We start from the raw sequence: 18499 nt of genomic DNA, 5'->3' as shown, positions 1-18499 counted from the left end.
ACAGCGGGCCAGCGCGGCGTCGATATTCGCCATTTTTTCCTGATAGGCTGGGTCTTTTATCCGCAAGGTCGGCACGGGCCTGCGCCAGACAATGCCCATACGAGGTAACCATCGGCGGAGCGTGGAGGCTGCCACATTGAGCCCTGTTAACCGATTGATTTTTATAGCCAATAGTTCAGTACACCAACGGCTGCGCTGATAACCAAAATCTTGCGGAGAAAACTGCATGAGCAGCACCAGTAAGGTGACAATCTTGGCGATAGGTAAGACTGGGGCACGGCCAGCCGGTAAGGCTTCTAGCGCATCTATGCCTTCATCTCGATACCACCGAAGCCAACGACCGATGGTCGAGCGCGCAGCGCCGGTAAGGTGATGAACATCGGTGATCGTGCGTCCTTCATGTAACAGCAAGATGGCCATCAAGCGACGAGCATGTCCTTTATCACGGGTGGCATGGATGATTTTGTGAATGCGGCGCCGTTGTGGTCGTGGCAGAGGTGGTAGGATAGGCATCAACTCAGTCCTTTGGGTGTGGCTTGTTTTGTTTAGCGACTAATCAGATCGCACAAACTGGACTGAGTTCCCTTCCTCCGGTGATCTACTATTCGGAACAGCTATTTAGATACATCAGCACATTTATGGAGCAATAACATGCAAGTATTTCTAGATAAATTAATGGCTCGTTTGCACAGCCGATATACAACTATTTTTTCTCACTACTACCCTGCACATGGATCTACCGGCTTCACCGAACGAAATCTCACCAACAACTTTGTTTCTGCGCTTGAAAGCCTCTATCCCGGCTCATGCTTCTCATGGTTTGAGGCCCCAATAAGCCTCACGGAAAAGAAACATATGGACGCCGTAGTTTTCACGGAAACGGAGCTATTTCTTATTGAGGCTAAGCGCTTTACGGCACCTCAATCAAAAACTAATAGTGTCAGGAATGATATTGAACGAATGCAGTCCAATGAAGCACTCCTGTTGCTTGAAAAGGGGCTGATTAACCCAATACAGCGCCAGCGTTATGCCGTAGTGCTGGCTGATGTCTGGACAGAAACTAAAGGCAAGCAGGATATCTTTGATACTTGGCCAGCCTGCCTAAATAGCGGTCCATTTCTATATAGTAAAACACTGGAGTTTTCTGATCTTCCTGTCGAAGGAGAGTGGAAAAACAATTACAAGATACTGGTTGCGGTTAAACAGTTAACTTGACGCCATGATATCTACATAAAACAAAGGCGGCCCATTGGCCGCCTTTGTTATTGCAGTCACAGCGACCCCAGCCGCTTGAGGCAGGTTTGCTGGCGCCACTGCACCCGCTTGGCAAACCAGGCGGTAGTGAGGTTGCGGGTGATCTTGGGGCTCTTGAGAGAGATGCCTGGCAGCACGGCGCGGGGCAACCGGCTGCCCGCCTTGCGATCGGCCAGCACGAAGACCCTGTGGTAGAGATCGCTTTGGGCAAACTCGCTGGTGTCGCCGAGCTTCAGGCTCTGGTGGATGGCCTGCGTGCTCATGTTGAGCTGGCCAGCGATGGTATGAACCGCGAGCTCGGTCTTGCCCGGCAGCTCGGAGTCGTAGCGAATGAGATCCCCATCCAGCGCCAGCGGCTTGCCGCTCAACCGGCTCACCGCCGCCTGGAAGGCGGCGTTGCGGCTCGCATACCAGCCGGCATTGAAGTCAGCATAGCGGTAGAGGTGATCCGGATACTGGGCCGGGTAGTTGAGCAGGTGGCGGGTGCCGAACCAGATGCCGCCACGGCGACTGAATACCTCGTGGCGAATGGACTCCTTGATCGGATAGGGATAGCCGTCGCTGTTGGCCTCGGCAAAGGCGATGCTCACCTGCATGGGGCCGCCGGTGCGCACCGGGTTCATGTTGCCGAACAGGGTCTTGCCCATGGGCACCTCCCCTATCATGTCCTCGAAGATCTCGCTCATCTCCCGCTCGGTGCGCAACTTGTCGATGCGTTCGGCGTAAGTTTTACCGGTGGGCGAGTTGATGGAGAGCGCGGTGCGCACCACGAACTCCGGGATCAGCAGCTTGCCGGCGCGGGCGTTGATCTCCTTCCAGGCGATCTTGCCAAGGCCCGGCACCACGGGGTCAGCCTGAAAGGTGGACTCCTGCTCCGCCACCGCCAGCACGGAGCAGACGTTCTCGTCGGTCACCGCCAGATCCTGTTTGGCGAGGGCGGTGACGATATCCTGGGCCCAGCCGTTGCGATCCACGGTGCGGGCCGGCAGCAGCCGCACAATGCGCGACTGCATGCTGGCGGGCGCCCGGGGGACCTGGGCCTTGGGCAGCGGGGCGGGCTTGGCGATGGCCGGCCCGGTGACGGCGGCGCTGCCAGGCTTGCTGGCATCGCCCTGACTGACGGGTTCGCTGGCACAGGCGGCCAGCAGCAAGGTGGCCAGCAGCGGGGCCAGATAATGACGACAGACGATGAGATGAGACATGAATGCTTCCCGGTGGATGAGGCGTCCCGGCACCCGCAAAGGGTATCCGGACGCAGACAGGCAGGGCATTGTAGAGGATTGGGACGGGGAGCAGAAGCCATCAATGACAAGGGCCCCCGCCTGCGTGGCGAGGGCCCCCAAGGGTCGATACGACGCCGGGATCAGGCGCTCTGGCGCAGCGCCTCTATCTGGGCGGCGCCATTGATCACCGCCTGCAGGGAGGCGCTGACCACGTCGCGGCCGATGGCCACCCCGCAGGTGCGGGTCCCGTCGACGCTCAGCAGCACGTAGGCGGCGGCGCGGGACTCGGTGCCGGCGCTTAAGGCATGCTCCGAGTAATCCAGCACGTCAATGTGCATCCCGGTCTGGCGCTGCCAGCCGTTGACCAGCGCCGTGATGGCCCCCTCCCCTTCACCACTCAATTGCAGCGAGCCGCTCGGGGTCTGCAGCTCGAGGCGCAGGCTCTCCTGGCTGTCGCGACCGAGCTGGAAGCGACCGATGCGATAGCCGTGGGCGGGTTCGAGATAGTGGCGCTCGAACAGGGTGCGGATCTGCTCCGGGCTTATCTCGCTGCTGCAAGCCTCAGCCTGCGCCTGTACCCGGCGACTGAAGTCAATTTGCAGCCAGCGCGGCAGTTGCAGACCAAGGTCGCGCTCCAGCAGGTAGGTGACCCCGCCCTTGCCGGACTGGCTGTTGATGCGGATCACCGCCTCGTAGCTGCGGCCGAGATCGGCAGGGTCGATGGGCAGGTAAGCCACGTCCCAGTAGTGATCCAGCTTCTCCGCCGCCAGAGACTTGCGGATGGCATCCTGGTGGCTGCCGGAAAACGCCGTGTAGACCAGCTCCCCGGCATAGGGGTGACGCGGGTGCAGGGCAATCTGGGTGCAGGCTCCTACAGTGGCGACGATGGCATCCATGTCCGCCAGGTTGAGCTCGGGATCGATCCCCTGGCTGTAGAGGTTCATGGCCATGGTGACGATGTCCATGTTGCCGGTGCGCTCACCGTTGCCGAGCAGGGTGCCCTCGATGCGATCCGCCCCCGCCAACACCGCCAGCTCGGCGGCGGCCACCCCACAGCCCCGATCGTTGTGAGTGTGGATGGAGATGCTCACCTCGGGGCGCGCCTTGAGGTGACGACAGAACCACTCCACCTGATCGGCAAACACGTTGGGGGTGCTTACCTCCACGGTGGCGGGCAGGTTCAGGATCATCGGGCGGGCAGCCGGGCGCCACTCATCGATGACGGCGTCACACACCTCGACGGCGAACTCCACCTCGGTGCTGCTGAAACTCTCCGGCGAGTACTGAAAACTCCACTCGGTACCCGGATTGCGGGCCGCATACTCTCCCACCCAGCGCGCCCCCTGCACGGCGATGGCCTTGACCCCTTCACGCCCTGAGTTGAACACATAGTTGCGCTGGGTCGGGTTGACCGAGTTGTAGACGTGGACGATGGCCCGCTTGGCCCCCTTGAGGGCCTCGAAGGTGCGGGCAATCAGATCTTCGCGCGCCTGCACCAGCACCTGGATGGTGACGTCGTCCGGAATCAGGTTGCGGTCGATAAGCTCGCGCACGAAGTCGAAATCGGGCTGGGAGGCGGCCGGAAAGCCCACCTCGATGTGCTTGAAGCCGATGTGCACCATCAGCGCCCACATCTGCAGCTTCTGCGCCACCGTCATCGGCTCGACCAGCGCCTGGTTGCCGTCGCGCAGATCCACGGCGCACCAGAGCGGCGCCCGCTCCAGCACCCGGCTGGGCCACTGGCGATCCGCCAGATTGATGACGGGGGCACGGCGGTATTTGCGATGATCGAAGCTCATATTCTGATTCCCTTGGCAGATGTCCTGGCGGTACGGCTGGGCTGATTGACGGGGACAAGGAGGGGAAGCGGGCTGGCGCGGTAACGCTGGCCCTGGCCGGTCGTGCGGCGGTAGCCCCACGTCCGGTTTCCTGTGGCCCCTTCCGGTAAGTGGGGGCCGGCCGCACAACCCGATAAGGCCGCGGGCCCGATCTGCTCGCCCCTGCGTTGGCAGGCGCAGACGACCTGGGTCGATAAATCCTGTGACGAGAAACCAGTATAGAGAGGCGACGCGGGCGAGAGATTGCAAAGAACGCTGTCAAATGCATCTATTACACAATCATTGTCACCTTTTCCTACTCATAAGGGGTGAATTTCACCCATAGCCTGTTGCTTGGTGATGTCCGTTGCCATCACAGCCCAATCTCTTTGCCAATAAAAAACCCCGCCATCGCTGGCGGGGTTTTATCGAGCCACGAAGGAGGCGTCCCTCCTTCATCACGCGGTCTTAGCGGCTTTTCAGCTGGCTCTCGACCTTCTGGTGCAGCTCCTGCACCGAGTTGACGTTGGCGGTGGCATCCACGCTGATGGCCATGCAGGTGGCAAAGGCGGCGTGCAGCGTGGTGGTGTAGGCCACCTTGTGCTGCAAAGCACCGCGACGCAGCTGCTTGGAATCCTGGATGGCCTGACGACCCTCGGCGGTGTTGACGATGTAGGTGTACTCGCCATTCTTGATGCGATCCAGAATGTGCGGACGGCCCTCGTGCACCTTGTTGACCAGGCGCGGGTTGATGCTCGCCTCCCCCAGGGTCACGGCGGTGCCGTGGGTGGCGTCGAGGTCATAGCCCAGCTCCAGCAGCTTGGCGGCCAGGTTCACCACCCGCTCCTTGTCGCTGTGGCGAACGGAGAGCAGGGCACGCCCTTCGCGCGGCACCTGGTGACCGGCCCCCAGCTGCGCCTTGGCATAGGCCTCGGCAAAGCTGCTGCCCACGCCCATCACTTCGCCGGTGGAGCGCATCTCCGGCCCCAGCAGCGGATCCACGCCCGGGAACTTGGCGAACGGCAGTACCACTTCCTTCACCGAGTAGTAGGGCGGGATGATTTCAGTGGTAAAGCCCTGTTCCTTCAGGCTCTGACCGGCCATCACGCGGGCGGCAATCTTGGCCAGCGGGGCACCGGTGGCCTTGGAGACGAACGGTACGGTACGGGCGGCGCGCGGGTTCACCTCGATGAGGTAAATTTCGTTGTCTTTCACCGCGAACTGCACGTTCATCAGACCGACCACGCCAAGCTCCAGCGCCAGTTTGCGCACCTGCTCGCGCATCTCGTCCTGAATGGCCTTGGACAAGGTGTAGGGCGGCAGGGAGCAGGCGGAGTCACCGGAGTGAATGCCGGCCTGTTCGATGTGCTCCATGATGCCGCCGATGACCACATCGGTGCCGTCGCAGATGGCGTCCACGTCCACCTCGGTGGCGTCGTCCAGGAAGCGGTCCAGCAGTACCGGCGACTCGTTGGAGACGCTCACCGCTTCGGCGAAGTAGCGGCGCAGGTCCTGCTCGTCATAGACGATCTCCATGGCGCGGCCACCCAGCACGTAGGAGGGGCGAACCACCAGCGGGTAGGTGATGCGCTCGGCGGTCAACACCGCCTGCTCGAGCGCGGTGACGGTGCCGTTTTCCGGCTGCTTGAGGCCGAGGCGCTCGACGGCAGACTGGAAGCGCTCGCGGTCTTCGGCGCGGTCGATGGCATCCGGGCTGGTGCCGATGACCGGCACGCCGTTCGCTTCCAGGGCGCGAGCCAGCTTGAGCGGAGTCTGACCGCCGTACTGGACGATGACGCCCTTGGGCTGCTCGACCCGCACGATTTCCAGCACGTCTTCCAGAGTCACCGGTTCGAAGTAGAGACGGTCGGAGGTGTCGTAGTCGGTGGAGACGGTTTCCGGGTTGCAGTTGACCATGATGGTCTCGTAACCGTCTTCGCGCAGGGCCAGCGCCGCGTGTACGCAGCAGTAGTCGAACTCGATACCCTGACCGATACGGTTCGGGCCTCCGCCGATGATCATGATCTTGTCGCGGTTGCTCGGGGCCGCTTCGCACTCCTCGTCATAGCTGGAGTACATGTAGGCGGTGTTGGTGGCGAACTCGGCGGCGCAGGTATCTACCCGCTTGTAGACCGGGAAGATGGCGTGGCGGGCACGCAGTTTGCGCACTTCCCCTTCAGCCACACCTAGGATCTTGGCCAGACGGGCATCGGCAAAGCCTTTGCGCTTGAGGGCGCGCAGGAAGTCGGCATCCAGACCGGCCATGCCGCGCTCTTTCACCTCTTCTTCCAGCTTCACCAGGTCTTCAATCTGCACCAGGAACCAGGGGTCGATCTTGGTCAGCTTGAAGATGCCATCCATGGAGAGACCGGCGCGGAACGCATCGGCGATGTAGAAGATACGGTCGCTACCGGCATCCTGCAGTTCGTGACGGATGCGGGTCAGGGAGTCCGGGGCGTTCAGATCCACCATGGGGTCGAAGCCGGTCTTGCCGGTCTCGAGGCTGCGCAGCGCCTTGTGCAGGGACTCCTGGAAGTTACGGCCGATAGCCATCACTTCGCCGACCGATTTCATCTGGGTGGTCAGACGGTCGTTGGCACCGGCGAACTTCTCGAAGTTGAAGCGTGGCACCTTGGTGACCACGTAGTCGATGGCCGGCTCGAAGGAGGCCGGAGTGCGACCGCCTGTGATGTCGTTCATCAGCTCGTCGAGGGTGTAACCGATGGCGAGCTTGGCAGCGATCTTGGCGATGGGGAAACCGGTCGCCTTGGAGGCCAGCGCAGAGGAGCGCGACACCCGCGGGTTCATCTCGATGATGACCATCCGGCCATCTTTCGGGTTGATGCCGAACTGGACGTTGGAGCCGCCGGTCTCGACGCCGATCTCGCGCAGCACCGCCATGGAGGCGTTGCGCATCAGCTGGTACTCCTTGTCGGTCAGCGTCTGGGCTGGCGCGACCGTGATGGAGTCACCGGTGTGGATACCCATGGGGTCGAAGTTTTCGATGGCGCAGACGATGATGCAGTTGTCGTTGCGATCCCGTACTACCTCCATCTCGTACTCTTTCCAGCCGATGAGCGACTCGTCGATGAGCAGCTCTTTGGTCGGCGACAAGTCCAGACCACGCTCGCAAATTTCGACGAACTCTTCCGGGTTGTAGGCGATGCCGCCACCGGAGCCGCCCATGGTAAAGGAGGGACGGATGATGCAGGGGAAGCCGACCATCTGCTGCACGCCCCACGCCTCTTCCATATTGTGGGCGATGCCGGCACGCGGGCACTCCAGGCCAATGCTGCGCATCGCCTTGTCAAAGCGGGAGCGGTCTTCAGCCTTGTCGATCGCATCGGCGGTGGCGCCGATCATCTCCACGCCGAACTCGGCCAGCACGCCATGCTTTTCCAGATCCAGCGCGCAGTTGAGCGCGGTCTGGCCACCCATGGTGGGCAGGATGGCGTCCGGGCGCTCTTTCTTGATGATCTCGCGCACCACTTCCCAGGTGATGGGCTCGATGTAGGTGGCGTCCGCCATCTCCGGGTCGGTCATGATGGTGGCCGGGTTGGAGTTGACCAGAATGACGCGGTAGCCCTCCTCGCGCAGGGCCTTGCAGGCCTGGGCGCCGGAGTAGTCGAATTCGCAGGCCTGGCCGATGACGATGGGGCCGGCACCGAGGATCAGGATGCTCTGTAGGTCGTTACGTTTTGGCATGGCTTCTCTTTTCCTCTTAAGCGCGATACTGCTTGATCAATTCAATAAAGTGGTCGAACAGACCGGCACAGTCGTGCGGGCCCGGGCTCGCTTCGGGGTGACCCTGGAAGCTGAAGGCCGGCCGGTCGGTGCGATGGATGCCCTGCAGTGACCCGTCGAACAGGGAGACATGGGTCGCGCGCAGGCAAGCCGGCAGGGTCTGCTCGTCCACCGCAAAGCCGTGGTTCTGGGCGGTGATCATGACGGTGTTGTCATCCAAACTCTTCACCGGGTGGTTGGCACCGTGGTGGCCGAACTTCATCTTGATGGTCTTGGCGCCGGAGGCCAGACCCAGCAGCTGGTGACCCAGGCAGATGCCGAACACCGGGATATTGGTCTTGAGGAAGGCCTCGATGGCCTCGATGGCGTAGTTACACGGCTCGGGGTCGCCAGGGCCGTTGGAGAGGAAGATGCCATCGGGGTTCAGCGCCAGTACCTCGGCAGCCGGGGTCTTGGCCGGCACCACGGTCAGGCGGCAGCCGCGGTCCACCAGCATGCGCAGGATGTTGCGCTTGACGCCAAAGTCGTAGGCCACCACGTGGTATTTGAGCTGGTCGGCAGCCGGGGTGACGTGCCCCTTGCCAAGCTGCCAGCTGCCCTCGGTCCAGTTGTACGCCTCACCAACCGTGACCTCTTTGGCCAGGTCCATCCCCTTCAGACCGGGGAAGGCACGGGCCTGTTCGAGGGCAAACCCTTCATCTATCTGTTTACCCGCCAGGATGCAGCCGGCCTGGGCGCCTTTCTCGCGCAGAATGCGGGTCAGTTTGCGGGTGTCGATGTCGGCGATGCCAACGATGTTGTGAGACTTGAGGTATTCGGAGAGGGATTGCTGATTGCGGAAATTGGAGGCAAGTATCGGAAGGTCCCGGATGATCAATCCCTGCGCGTGGATTTGACTGGACTCTTCATCTTCGCTGTTGGTGCCGGTGTTGCCTATATGGGGGTAAGTGAGGGTGACTATCTGACGGGAATAAGAGGGATCGGTGAGAATTTCCTGATAGCCCGTCATCGACGTATTGAAAACCACTTCACCAACGGAACATCCCTCGGCGCCTATCGACACGCCTTTGAACACAGTTCCATCTTCCAGCACTAGCAATGCAGTGTGATTCAAGACAACCTCCAGTTATTTAGCTTTAAATTCAGCAATTTACCTGGGTGTTGCGGGCTCGGTTCCGGCCTTGGACAGGACTCGAACCCGGCAGATTTCTGGCAAATTGGGCGCATTCTACTTAAAAACGATCGCATTTCAACGTCTTTTCTCATCTGAAATGCATCTAAATTCAATAAACAAGCAACATTACCCATTATCTATGCACTCAATTGCTTTGCAACCCCCACCCTGAAAAGAAAAGGTAAAAGTTGCTATCAATCCAGACCAAGAGGCCAGCATTGATACAAAAAACAATTTTTAATCCTTAAAAAACAATGAAATGAAGTTTCATATAAAAAATATCAACGCCTTCAAAAAGCTTTTTTAGGGAGGATAAGTGGCCTTGGAAAATGGAAAACGTTTTTCTGTGTTTGAATTTTTAGTCTATTTTAATGGATGTAAAAAAATGCCCTAGCAGGGGCTATTGAGGCCCAATTTCGTTACCAGCCGATGACATTTGTGCAATGGCAGATCCGGCGCAGCAGCAGAGAGGAAGGGTTTATGCCACTTCGCATGAAAATCGCTGCGTAAGCGCCATTTATACAAAATCACCAATAAAAAACCCCGCATGAGCGGGGTTTTAGCAGACGAACGGCCGGGCAGCCCCTTCGTGCGCACCACGGGGCCCCTGGTGCCAGCTGATGTGATTACTTGAGGCCGAGCACGTCCTGCATGTCATAGAGGCCGGCGCCCTGCCCCTTGAGCCACTTGCCGGCGCGCACCGCACCGTTAGCGAAGGTGAGGCGGCTGGAGGCCTTGTGGCTGATCTCCACCCGCTCGCCGATGTCGGCGAACATGACGGTGTGCTCCCCCACCAGATCGCCGGCGCGAATGGTGGCAAAACCGATGGTGTTGCGATCCCGCTCGCCGGTGATCCCCTCGCGGCCGTAGACGGCGCACTCTTTCAAATCACGTCCGAGCGTCTTGGCCACCACCTCGCCCATGGAGAGCGCGGTGCCGGACGGTGCATCCACCTTGTGTCTGTGGTGCCCCTCGATGATCTCGATGTCGGTGTAATCCCCCATCACCTTGGCGGCCTGCTCCAGCAGCTTGAACACCAGGTTGACGCCGACCGAGTAGTTGGAGGCGAAGACGATGCCGATCTCGCCGGCGGCAGCCTTGAGCGCCGCTTTGCCCGCGTCGTCAAAGCCGGTGGTGCCGATCACCATCTGCTTGTGGTGGGTCCGGGCGAAGGCCAGGTTGGCCAGGGTCACCTCGGGGCGGGTGAAATCGATGATGAGATCAAACTCGTCCCGCACCTTGTCCAGGTTGTCGTTGATGATGACGCCGAGCCGACCCAGCCCGTTGAGTTCGCCGGCATCCAGCCCGATCACGGCGGAGCCCGGTCGCTCCAGCGCCGCCCCGACCACCACGCCCTCGGCATGGCTGATCGCCTCCAGCAGCACCTTGCCCATACGACCATTACAGCCCATCACGGCCACACGGATCGGATTGTCCATCTCCACCCTCTCATCTCTATTAAGGAAAGAGACCGTTTTACCAGCCTGCGCCGGCTTTGAAAAGCCGCGAGACACGCTCTTTGGTTCGGGCTAGAGAGTGAACCTCTCAACATAGCTGATGCACAGGCTTGCCACTCCCCCCGCAGACTGGCGGTTTGAGGTTTGCTAGATATGGCACCATATGATAGGTTTCCGCCGATGAATTAAAGAGCCAAAAGACACCACCTCACTAGGAGATAAACATATGAATGCGGGATTGCTGCTTGTACTGTGCCTGATGTCGCTCGGTCTTATCACGCTTATTGCTGCGCTGCGCTTTGGCGGACCAGGTCCGGCGCCGGAGATGGCCAGTATCAGCGACCCCTTCAAACATATTGATTGGCGTAACATCCCCTCATCTTCCAGATACAAGGCCCGTGACGGCACCGAGCTCGCCTACCGACACTATGCCTCCGCAGGCAACCATATCAGGGGTAGTGTGGTGCTTGTTCATGGCTCCTCGGCCAATAGCCAGAGCATGCACATCCTGGCAAACGCCTTCTCGCAAGCGGGATACGACGCATACACCCTCGATATCCGCGGCCATGGAGCATCAGGCCAAAGAGGCATGATAGACTACATAGGCCAACTGGAAGACGATCTGGAGGATTTCTCAACAGCTGTGGCCCCGAGTAAACCCGCCACCCTTGCAGGTTTCTCGTCCGGCGGTGGCTTCGTGCTGCGCTTTGCTGGCAGCTCGCGACAAACCCTGTTCGACAACTATCTGCTCCTCTCCCCTTATCTCGGCCCCACGGCCGCCAACTACCGACCAAACAGCGGCGGCTGGGTGCGTGTCGGCATTCCTCGCCTCATTGCCCTGAGCATCCTCAACGGTTTTCATATTTCCGCACTCAACCATCTGACCGTGCTGAACTTTGCCCTCAATGATGAGGCGAAATCCTTGCTGACCCCTTCCTACTCCTTCAACCTTGCCTCGAACTTTCAGCCAGAGCGCGACTATCAGCAGAACATACGCAATGTGCAACGCCCCTGCACCGTGATCGCGGGTGCAAATGACGAGGCCTTCCAAACAGATCAACTTGAACCTGAGTTAAGACGTCTCGGCATCTCCTGGCCTGTCACGATACTGCCCGGTATTGGCCACATTCCGCTGACGCTGGAACAGGATGCCATCGCAACAGCCGTTCACGCTGTGGGGAAAATGGCGCAGTAACAGCGCCACCCTGACCGAATATCAGCGCCGCCTTGTGGTCTGTAGATGCCAGAGCAATGCTCGCTATGCTCTGCAGGCGGCGTTGAGGCCCAATCCTAAACGCACAGAGCATCCGGATATCCAGTACCACCACATGCCCCGCCAGCCACATCCCATGTCAGTGAAAAATGCGCAGATAACCCTCCCCATGAAACCGAATAATTAACAGGATTAATTAATCCCTCCGAACATACTTTTGATATTTTAATGAATGCAGAACTGAACAATAAAAACACCTATCCATCTGGACGTCTATCTTGACCGGGCGGGGTTGACTCACTACTGTAGGCCCCCCGATGCGGCAGGATGCCCGCGCTGTTTTCCCCCTATCCCGACCCGATAAAGGCACAAAGCAGTTCACGACAGGAGGTCATTGTTCAATTTCAGAGGAACACATGATCCAGACCCAACCCAGTGCCAGGGCCTTGCTGCCACTACTGGTCTTTCTTGCTCTCTTTATCGGTACCGGCACCTGGCTGACCCTGCAGGGGGTCGAGTTCGCCTTCTATCAGCTGCCCGCCCCCGTCGCCGCCCTCCCCGCCGTCATGCTGGCGCTGGTGCTGGGCAAGGAGGGGTTCAACAAGAACCTAGAGACCTTCTTCAAAGGGGTCGGTGACAGCAACATCATGGCGATGTGCCTCATCTATCTGCTGGCGGGTGCCTTCGCCACCGTGGCCAAGGCCACAGGCGGGGTGGATGCCACGGTCGCGCTCGGCCTCTCCCTCATCCCCGGCTGGTTCCTGCTGCCGGGGCTGTTCCTCATCTCCGCCTTCATCGCCACCGCCATGGGTACCTCCATGGGGACCATTGGCGCCGTGGCACCGGTGGCGCTCGGCGTGGCTCAGGCTGCCGGCATCGATCCGGTGCTGATGGCGGGTACCATCCTCTCTGGCGCCATGTTTGGTGACAACCTCTCCATCATCTCCGACACCACCATTGCGGCCACCCGCAGCCAGGGCTGCGAGATGAAGGACAAGTTTCGCGAGAACTTCAAGATTGCCGCCCCGGCCGCCATCGGGGTGATCCTGCTCTATCTGACCCTGGGGTCGGTCGGGGATGCCCCTGCCACCGAGGCCCATGTCGAGCTGCTCAAGGTGATGCCCTACCTGCTGATCCTGGTGCTGGCCCTCTCTGGCATGAACGTCTTCATGGTGCTGGGGCTCGGCATTCTGGCGGCCGGTGGAGTCGGCCTGCTGGGGGATTACCCCCTCGGCCAGTTCAGCAAGGATATCTATCAGGGCTTCACCGGCATGCAGGAGATCTTCCTGCTCTCCATGCTGATCGGCGGCCTCGGCGCCCTGATGGAGCGCCAGGGGGGGCTGGCCTGGATAAGCTGCCGCATCAGCGCCCTCATCGCCCGATTCACCCGTCAGCATGACGGCGAGCAGAACGAGAAGGCGGCCGAGCTCGGCATCGCCGGGGTGGTGAGCCTCACCAACCTCTGCACCGCCAACAACACGGTGGCCATCATAGTCGCCAGCAAGGTGGCCAAGGAGCTGGCGGATCACCACGGGGTCACCCCGCGCCGCGCCGCTTCCATGCTCGACATCTTCTCCTGCGTGGTACAGGGGCTCATCCCCTGGGGTGCCCAGGCACTGCTGCTGGGCTCCATCTTCGCCCTCTCGCCGCTGGCGGTGGTGAGCATGAGCTTCTACCCCATGGCGCTGGCGCTGGCCGCCCTGGTGGCGGTGTTCGTCAAGCACCAGATGCGCAAAGCCGCCCACGCCTGATAGTGCGGCCGCCGGGTCCCCGAGGATCCGGCGGCCGAGCCGCGCTGTTCAACCCGGCGCGGCCTTGTTAAGGTGATCGCCTGTCAGCGCGATCCGCTCGTCGCCCCCCCGCCCGTACATCAGAGGAGCCCCCATGCCGGATACCCAGCCTGAAAGACAATCCCTGCGCCAGCTCATCCGCCAGCGCAGAAAGAGCCTGACCCAGGCCGAGCAGCAGCAGGCGGCCCAGCAGCTGGTTGCCCAGTTCAAGCAGCATCCCGAGATCCTGGCGGCCAGACGCATCGCTCTCTATCTGGCCAACGACGGCGAGCTCAATCCCCTGCCCGCCATCCACTGGCTGTGGGCCCAGCACAAAGAGGTCTACCTGCCGGTGCTGCACCCCTTCACCCCGGGCCACCTGCTCTTCTTGCACTACACCGCCACCAGCCCCATGACCCGCAACCGTTACGGCATCGCCGAGCCGGAGCTCGACATGCAGCAGGTGGTGCCCCACAGCACCCTCGATCTGATTTGCACCCCGCTGGTGGCGTTCGATGCGGCAGGCAACCGGCTCGGCATGGGCGGTGGCTACTACGATCGCACCCTCGCCTGCTGGCATGAACATCGGCTCGGCCCCAAGCCACTGGGGCTCGCCCACGACTGCCAGCAGGTGGACGCGGTGCCGCAGGAGGAGTGGGACGTGCCGCTGCCCCAGATCATCACCCCCAGCCGCTGCTGGCACTTTCCCGGCTAGGACCGTCTGCCCCCTCTGCCGCGATCGTCACGCCCTGCTGCCACAGCCATGGTGCAATGACATGGCGCAATAAACAGGCAAACGATTTACATCTTGCGAGTTTTTGGCCCGGAACGTGAGCTGGGTGGTCGCTCTGGGGGGGCGGCTTGGATATAATGCGGCCGCTTTTTTCCAAAGGATCGATCATGACTCAAGATGAAATGAAGAAGGCGGCCGGTTGGGCTGCGCTCAAGTATGTGGTTCCCGGCACCATCGTCGGGGTAGGCACCGGCTCTACCGTCAACCACTTCATCGATGCACTGGCGACCATGAAGGACGAGATCAAGGGGGCGGTATCCAGCTCCGTGGCCTCCACCGAACGCCTCAAGGGCTTCGGCATCACAGTGTATGACCTCAACGAGATCGACGCCCTCTCCGTCTACGTGGACGGTGCCGACGAGATCAACGGCACCCGCGACATGATCAAGGGCGGCGGCGCAGCCCTCACCCGCGAGAAGATCGTCGCCGCCGTGGCCGACAAGTTCATCTGCATCATCGACAACACCAAGACGGTCGACGTGCTCGGTACCTTCCCGCTGCCGGTGGAAGTGATCCCCATGGCCCGCGAATACGTGGCCCGCGAGATCAGAAAGCTCGGCGGCAACCCGGTCTGGCGTGAAGGGGTGGTCACCGACAACGGCAACCACATCCTGGACGTGAAAGGCATGTCCATCACCGATGCCAAGGGGCTGGAAGTGCAGCTCAATGCCATCGTCGGCACCGTCACCAACGGCCTGTTCGCCCACCGTGGTGCAGACGTGGTGCTGATTGGTACTCCCGACGGGGTCGTCACCCAATAAGGTTGTCTGCCAAGAGGCAGCTCAACGGACGTGGTCCCCGACCATCGCCCCCCAATGAAAGACGGCGCCCCATGGCGCCGTTTTTATTGGTTGCTCAATGAGTTGCAAACCCTCGTTTACAACTATCGTTGAAAACTTCAAAGAATTTGACTTTCGTCACAAATATTCCCTCTCCCAAACGTTTTTGCTACTTTACGGTTTTCTTCACACACCATATCTGCACTCACTTTTGCAAACATAGAGGGATCGTCATGACTGCCAAGTTTTCACTGGACAAGGATAAAATCAAGGTACTGCTGCTGGAGGGGGTTCACCCCAACACGGTGGAAACCTTTCGTGCCGCAGGTTACACCAGTGTGGAGTATCTGAAGACCTCTCTCTCCGAAGAAGATCTGATCGAGCGCATTCGTGACGTGCATTTCGTGGGGCTGCGCTCGCGCACCCAGATCACCGAGAAGGTGCTGGATGCCGCCAACAAGCTGGTGGCCATCGGCTGCTTCTGCATCGGCACCAATCAGGTCGAGCTCGACGCTGCCCATCTGCGCGGCATCCCGGTGTTCAACGCCCCCTTCTCCAATACCCGCTCGGTGGCCGAACTGGTGCTGGGCGAGATCCTGCTGCTGCTGCGCGGCATCCCGGAGAAGAACGCCAAGTGCCATCGCGGTGTGTGGGAAAAGCTGGCCAACCGTTCGGTGGAAGCCCGTGGCAAGAAGCTCGGCATCATCGGCTACGGCCACATCGGCACCCAGCTCGGCATCATCGCCGAGAGCATCGGCATGAAGGTCTACTACTACGACATCGAGAACAAGCTCTCGCTCGGCAACGCCATCCAGGTGCCGAGCATGGTCGAGCTGCTCAACATGTCCGACGTCATCAGCCTGCACGTGCCTGAGACCGCCTCCACCAAGGATCTGATCGGTGCCGAACAGCTGCGCATGATGAAACCGGGCGCCATCTTCATCAACGCCTCCCGCGGTACCGTGGTGGACATCGATGCCCTGGCAGACGTCATCAAGAGCGGCCACATCTCCGGCGCCGCCATCGACGTCTTCCCAAGCGAGCCCAAGTCCAATGACGAGGAGTTCCTCACCCCGCTGCGCGGGCTGGACAACGTGATCCTGACCCCCCACATCGGCGGCTCCACCCAGGAAGCCCAGGAGAACATCGGGCTGGAAGTGGCCAACAAGCTGGTCAAATACTCGGACAACGGCTCCACCCTCTCCGCCGTCAACTTCCCCGAGGTCTCCCTGCCCGGCCACAAGGGCTCCAGCCGCCTGCTGCACATTCACCGCAACCAGCCCGGCGTGATGAACCAGATCAACCAGATCTTCGCCGACGAGGGGATCAACATCGCCGGTCAATACCTGCAGACCAGCAGCCACATCGGCTACGTGGTGATCGACGTGGAGACAGAGCACAGCGAGAAGGCGCTGGCCAAGCTCAAGGAGATCGGCGGTACCATCCGTGCCCGTATCCTGCACTGATAAGCCCGCTTATCCGCCCAGCAAAAAGCCCGTCATCTGACGGGCTTTTTTATGCTGCGATCCTCAACGCACATCCGCGTCCTTGCTCCTTTGTCCCCTTCTCCCCTCGCGGGAGAAGGGGTGGGGATGAGGGGGAGAAGAGATCTCCCTCACCCAGTCATCTCCCAAAGGGAGAGTGCAATGACACGATAGAAAGTGCGGCCTGACTTACCACCAACCCAGCAGGTTGCGGCCAACCAAAGCGCCCCACACCAGGGCATTGAGGGCCAGCGCGATAAAGACGGCGGCGGAGCCCAGATCCTTGGCGCGACCGGAGAGCTCGTGATGTTCGGAGCCAATGCGATCCACCACCGCCTCGACCGCGGAGTTGAGCACCTCGACGATCACCACCAGCCAGCTGATGCAGACCAGCAGCAGGATTTGATCGAGGGTATCGCCGATCCAGAACGCCAGCGGCATCAGCAGCAGGATCAGCATCAGCTCCTGCCGGAAGGCCGCCTCGTTGATCCAGGCTGACTTGAGCCCCTTCATGCTGTAACCGGTTGCATTGATGATGCGGGTGACCCCGGTTGCCCCTGGCTTTGCCACGCTATCTACCTCATTTGGAATCGTTTTGGGGCTCACATCCTATCAGAGCCCCTCGAGGTTTCCATCAGGGGTTTTTTGCTTTATTTTATCCCTTTGCCTCTTCGGCACTCAGTCATTGCTACTGCCCACGCCACCCATTTCGAGAATCGAGTCGTATGTCCATTCACACCGATGAATTGCGCACCCGTCGCCTGGAGTCCCTGATCACTCCCAGCGAACTGGCGCACGCCTTCCCGTTAAGCGACACCGTTGCCCAGAATCTGCTGGACGCCCGCCGCGAAGTGGAAGCGATCCTGGCCGGTGAGGATCAGCGCCTGCTGGTCATCGTCGGTCCCTGCTCCATTCACGATCCGGCCGCCGCCCACGAGTACGCCCTGCGCCTCAATGCCCTGCGCGAGCAGTATAAAGAGAGCCTGTGCATCGTGATGCGCACCTATTTCGAGAAGCCGCGCACCATCGTCGGCTGGAAAGGCCTCATCAATGATCCGCGCCTCGATGGCAGCTTCGACGTCAACGAAGGGCTGAAACTGGCCCGCAAGCTGCTGGTGGACATCAACGCCCTCGGCATGCCCACCGCCACCGAGTTCCTCGACATGGTGACCGGCCAGTACATCAGCGATCTCATCACCTGGGGTGCCATCGGCGCGCGCACCACCGAATCCCAGGTACACCGCGAGATGGCCTCCGCCCTCTCCTGCCCGGTCGGCTTCAAGAACGGCACCGACGGCAACACCCGCATCGCCATCGATGCGGTGCGCGCCGCCCGTCACAGCCACATCTTCTATTCCCCGGACAAGGACGGCAAGATGACCATCTACCGTACCGCCGGCAACCCCTATGGTCACGTGATCCTGCGCGGCGGCCACCGCCCCAACTACGACACCGCCAGCATCGATGAAGCGTGCGAAGCGCTGGCCGATGTCGGCCTGCCCGAGCGGCTGGTGGTGGATTTCAGCCACGGCAACAGCATGAAGGATCACCGTCGCCAGCTGCTGGTGGCGCAGGACATCTGCGATCAGCTGCGCCGCGGCCGCACCGGCATCGCCGGCATCATGGCCGAGAGCTTCCTGGTGGAAGGGAGGCAGGATGTGGAGAACGGCTGCGCCGTCACCTTCGGCCAGAGCATCACCGATGCCTGCCTCTCCTGGAGCGACACCGAAACCCTGCTGGCCATGCTGGCCGAGGCCGCCCAGGTGCGCCTTGCCAAGCAGCAGGGTTGAGT

General features: G+C 60.7%; 13 protein-coding genes and 1 pseudogene. 7 read left to right on the top strand and 7 right to left on the bottom strand.

Annotated features, from left to right (window positions below; all coding sequences use genetic code 11):
- A pseudogene (locus tag PG881_RS20510) lies at nucleotides 1-513 on the bottom strand (IS630-like element ISAhy2 family transposase); the annotation flags it as partial.
- 138 nt (nucleotides 514-651) lie between these two features.
- Here PG881_RS20510 and PG881_RS20505 point away from each other — a divergent pair.
- Entirely contained in the window at nucleotides 652-1215 is a 564-nt protein-coding gene (locus PG881_RS20505) for a hypothetical protein (protein WP_113994365.1), read from the top strand.
- Between the two features lie 56 nt (nucleotides 1216-1271).
- Here the strand turns inward: PG881_RS20505 and PG881_RS20500 are convergent, their stop codons facing one another.
- The 5 genes from PG881_RS20500 to dapB all read right to left on the bottom strand — a co-directional run bounded on the left by PG881_RS20500 (nucleotide 1272) and on the right by dapB (nucleotide 10651).
- Nucleotides 1272-2525 carry a DUF1615 domain-containing protein gene (locus PG881_RS20500; RefSeq protein ID WP_411608135.1) on the bottom strand — a complete coding sequence of 418 codons (1254 nt, stop codon included), beginning with the start codon at nucleotides 2523-2525 and terminating at the stop codon, nucleotides 1272-1274.
- Nucleotides 2526-2617: 92 nt separating this feature from the next.
- A complete protein-coding gene (gene leuA, locus PG881_RS20495; RefSeq protein WP_270802550.1) occupies nucleotides 2618-4276 on the bottom strand; it encodes a 2-isopropylmalate synthase in 1659 nt (552 codons plus the stop codon).
- A 486-nt stretch (nucleotides 4277-4762) separates the two neighbouring features.
- Entirely contained in the window at nucleotides 4763-7999 is a 3237-nt protein-coding gene (gene carB, locus PG881_RS20490; protein ID WP_270802548.1) for a carbamoyl-phosphate synthase large subunit, read from the bottom strand.
- Nucleotides 8000-8015: 16 nt separating this feature from the next.
- Nucleotides 8016-9152 (bottom strand): glutamine-hydrolyzing carbamoyl-phosphate synthase small subunit, encoded by a 1137-nt coding sequence (carA, locus tag PG881_RS20485; protein ID WP_158197019.1) that lies wholly within the window; start codon nucleotides 9150-9152, stop codon nucleotides 8016-8018.
- A 686-nt stretch (nucleotides 9153-9838) separates the two neighbouring features.
- Nucleotides 9839-10651, bottom strand: a complete 813-nt coding sequence (gene dapB / locus PG881_RS20480; protein WP_270802541.1) for a 4-hydroxy-tetrahydrodipicolinate reductase — start codon at nucleotides 10649-10651, stop codon at nucleotides 9839-9841.
- Nucleotides 10652-10895: 244 nt separating this feature from the next.
- Between dapB and PG881_RS20475 the strand changes: the two genes are divergently transcribed.
- The 5 genes from PG881_RS20475 to serA all read left to right on the top strand — a co-directional run bounded on the left by PG881_RS20475 (nucleotide 10896) and on the right by serA (nucleotide 16689).
- Nucleotides 10896-11864: an alpha/beta hydrolase gene (locus PG881_RS20475; RefSeq protein ID WP_270802540.1), complete on the top strand. Its 969-nt coding sequence runs from the start codon at nucleotides 10896-10898 to the stop codon at nucleotides 11862-11864.
- Between the two features lie 434 nt (nucleotides 11865-12298).
- Complete coding sequence (locus tag PG881_RS20470) at nucleotides 12299-13633, top strand: Na+/H+ antiporter NhaC family protein (protein WP_011706538.1); 1335 nt, start codon at nucleotides 12299-12301, stop codon at nucleotides 13631-13633.
- 133 nt (nucleotides 13634-13766) lie between these two features.
- Nucleotides 13767-14366 carry a 5-formyltetrahydrofolate cyclo-ligase gene (locus tag PG881_RS20465; protein WP_270802535.1) on the top strand — a complete coding sequence of 200 codons (600 nt, stop codon included), beginning with the start codon at nucleotides 13767-13769 and terminating at the stop codon, nucleotides 14364-14366.
- A 185-nt stretch (nucleotides 14367-14551) separates the two neighbouring features.
- Nucleotides 14552-15205 carry a ribose-5-phosphate isomerase RpiA gene (gene rpiA / locus PG881_RS20460; protein ID WP_270802533.1) on the top strand — a complete coding sequence of 218 codons (654 nt, stop codon included), beginning with the start codon at nucleotides 14552-14554 and terminating at the stop codon, nucleotides 15203-15205.
- A gap of 251 nt (nucleotides 15206-15456) precedes the next feature.
- Nucleotides 15457-16689 carry a phosphoglycerate dehydrogenase gene (gene serA, locus PG881_RS20455; protein ID WP_024946386.1) on the top strand — a complete coding sequence of 411 codons (1233 nt, stop codon included), beginning with the start codon at nucleotides 15457-15459 and terminating at the stop codon, nucleotides 16687-16689.
- Nucleotides 16690-16896: 207 nt separating this feature from the next.
- Here serA and PG881_RS20450 read toward each other — a convergent pair whose 3' ends face one another.
- Nucleotides 16897-17277, bottom strand: a complete 381-nt coding sequence (locus tag PG881_RS20450) for a diacylglycerol kinase (protein WP_076361400.1) — start codon at nucleotides 17275-17277, stop codon at nucleotides 16897-16899.
- Nucleotides 17278-17432: 155 nt separating this feature from the next.
- Between PG881_RS20450 and PG881_RS20445 the strand changes: the two genes are divergently transcribed.
- Nucleotides 17433-18497 carry a 3-deoxy-7-phosphoheptulonate synthase gene (locus PG881_RS20445; protein WP_011706545.1) on the top strand — a complete coding sequence of 355 codons (1065 nt, stop codon included), beginning with the start codon at nucleotides 17433-17435 and terminating at the stop codon, nucleotides 18495-18497.
- The last annotated feature ends 2 nt before the right edge of the window (nucleotides 18498-18499 follow it).

This window comes from Aeromonas sp. QDB54 (genome assembly GCF_027707385.1).
GTDB lineage: Bacteria > Pseudomonadota > Gammaproteobacteria > Enterobacterales > Aeromonadaceae > Aeromonas > Aeromonas hydrophila.
This window is presented reverse-complemented; position numbering and strand designations above follow the sequence as displayed.